This window comes from Microbacterium umsixpiens, assembly GCF_053543675.1.
The window spans coordinates 3432-6050 of record NZ_JBLVOH010000056.1; the positions used below are offsets into that span (position 1 = coordinate 3432).

Annotated in this window: 3 protein-coding genes; all 3 read left to right on the forward strand. The window is 68.2% G+C overall.

From position 1 onward, the window contains the following. On the forward strand, window positions 1-915 hold a 915-nt coding region (locus tag ACNPM4_RS05715; protein ID WP_448985020.1), incomplete at its 5' end, for an ABC transporter permease. Then, on the forward strand, window positions 908-1756 hold the full coding sequence (locus ACNPM4_RS05720; protein WP_262003624.1) for an ABC transporter permease: 849 nt from the start codon (window positions 908-910) through the stop codon (window positions 1754-1756). The genes ACNPM4_RS05715 and ACNPM4_RS05720, both read left to right, overlap by 8 nt. After that, window positions 1753-2619, forward strand: an 867-nt coding sequence (locus ACNPM4_RS05725) for an ABC transporter ATP-binding protein (protein ID WP_448985021.1), incomplete at its 3' end; no start/stop codon positions are given. The genes ACNPM4_RS05720 and ACNPM4_RS05725, both read left to right, overlap by 4 nt.

Genomic DNA, 2619 nt, shown 5'->3' on the forward strand with positions numbered 1-2619 from the left:
CCCCCCACCTCGCTTCTCGTGTTCGTCGTCCTGCGGCTGCTGCCGGGCGACCCCGTCATCACGCGCCTCGGCTCGACCCCGGGTGTGGATGCCGAGATGCTCCAGCGCCTGCGCGAGGAGGCCGGCCTCGACGCTCCGATCATCGAGCAGTACCTGCGCTGGATCGGCGGCGTCTTCACCGGCGACTTCGGTCAGTCGTACTTCAACCAGTACTCGGTGTCGGAGCTCATCGCGCAGCGACTCCCGGCCACGCTCGAGCTCACGCTGATCGGCATCGTGCTCGCTGTCATCATCGCGACTCCAGCCGCCGTGATCGCGTCGCTGCGCCCACTCGGCGTGGTCGACCGCGCCCTCACCGCCATCTCGACCGCCGGCATGGCGTTGCCGCAGTTCCTGATCGGCATCGTGCTGATCGTGGTCTTCGCCGTGCAGCTCAAGGTCCTCCCCGCACGCGGCTACACGCCGTTCGGGGAGGACCCCGCAGACAACCTCGTGCGGATGATCCTCCCCGCCTTCACGCTCGCTTTCGCCGCTGCGCCACTGCTCATGCGGTTCCTGCGAGCGTCGATGGTCGAGGTGCTCGACGCTCCCTACATCCGCACCGCTCGCGGCAAGGGGCAGTCGGCCAGTGGTGTCGTGATCGGGCACGCGCTGCGCAATGCGCTGATCCCCGGTCTCACGATGCTCGGTCTCATCGTCGGGTACACCCTCGGCGGCGTCGTGATCGTGGAGTACGTGTTCGGCGTGCCGGGGCTCGGCTCGCTCGCGATCGACGCGGTCTTCAAGCGCGACTACGCGGTGCTGCAGTCGGTCGTGCTTCTGATCTCCGCGATGTTCATCCTCACCACGCTCATCGTCGACCTCCTCTACGGTGTGCTCGACCCGCGTCTTCGTGCTAGGAGCAGCCGTGGCTGACACCCTCACCCTCGCTCTGCGCTCGGCCCGCCCGCGTCGCCGTCTCGCGGTCGCGTCGTGGATTCCGCTCGCCCTCCTCGGCGTGATCGTGCTGGCCTGCGTGCTCGCACCGGTGATCGCGCCCTACGATCCCTCGGCGCAATCGCCCGACCGGTTCGCCGGTCCGTCAGCCGGGCACCTGTTCGGCACCGACGAGCTCGGGCGCGACCTGTTCAGCCGCGTGCTGTACGGCGGACAGCTGACGATCTTCATCGCCGGTGGTGCGACCCTGGTCGCCATGGTGCTCGGCATCGCGTGGGGGATGGCGGCCGCGTTCGCCCGCGGTGTGTGGGACGAGATCCTGATGCGTCTGGCCGACACGGTCATGGCGATCCCGCAGATCCTGTTCGCGCTCGTCTTCATCTCGGCGTTCGGCGCCGATCCGGTCAAACTGGCCGTGATCATCGGCATCCTGCTCACCCCCACCACCGCGCGCCTGGTGCGCTCCTCGGTGCTCAGTGAGCTGCAGGAGGACTACTTCACGGCCGCCGTCGCCTTCGGCTCGAAGCGCAGCCGACTGCTGTTCGCCGAGGTGCTGCCGAATGCCCGCGGGCCGATCGTGGTGCAGGCGGCCATCAACGCCGCGAACGCGATCCTCCTCGAGGCGTCGATGAGCTTCGTCGGCCTCGGCATCGCGCCGCCCGAAGCCACCTGGGGGACCCTCGTGCAGCAGGGCTACCAGAAGATGTACCAGTCGATCGGGTACGTGCTGTTCCCTGCGCTGTTCATCTTCGTCACCATCTGGCTGCTCAACGTGCTCGCCGATCAGTTCGGCGGCGATCGGAAGGGGAAGGGACGATGACCGATGCCACGCCCGTCCTTCAGGTGCAGGACCTCACCGTCTCCTACGGCGACGCCATGCCGGTCAAGGGCATCTCGTTCGCGGTGCGCCCCGGCGAGCGGATCGGGCTGGTCGGCGAGTCCGGCTCGGGAAAGTCGCTCACGGCGCTCTCGATCATGCGCCTCAACGACGGCGCGACGCTCGGCGGTAGCATCCGACTGCGCGATCGCGAGTTGCTCACTCTGAGCAAGCGCGAGATGACGAGGGTGCGCGGCGGCGAGATCGCCATGGTCTACCAGGACCCGATGTCGTCGCTCAACCCCGTGCGCACGATCGGGCACCAGCTCGTCGAGGCGATCCGGCTGCACGATCGGGTGCCGAAGGATGCGGCGCGGGCCAGGGCCGTAGAGCTGCTGACCGAGGTCGGTGTGCCGCTCCCCGAGGAGCGTCTTGCCCAGTACCCGCATGAATTCTCCGGTGGCATGCGGCAGCGCGTGATGATCGCGATGGCCATGTCGTCTCGGCCGGCCGTCCTGATCGCCGACGAACCGACCACTGCGCTCGACGTCACGACTCAGTCGCGCATCATCGACCTGCTCGACCGCTTGGCCGATGAGCACGGCACCGCTGTGGTGCTCATCACGCACGACCTCGGCGTCGCCGCCGGCTTCTGCGAGCGCATCCACGTGATGCGGCACGGGCGGGTGATCGAGGAGGCTCCGGTCGACACTCTCTACGCCGAGCCGGAGCATCCGTACACGAAGGCGCTGCTCGGAGCCGTGGTCGACCTCACGATCGATGTGCACGAGCCGATCCGTACCGCCGCCGAGGTTCTCGAACGCGGCACCGAGCCGGTCGTCGAGGCGGGCTCGATCAGCGCGGTC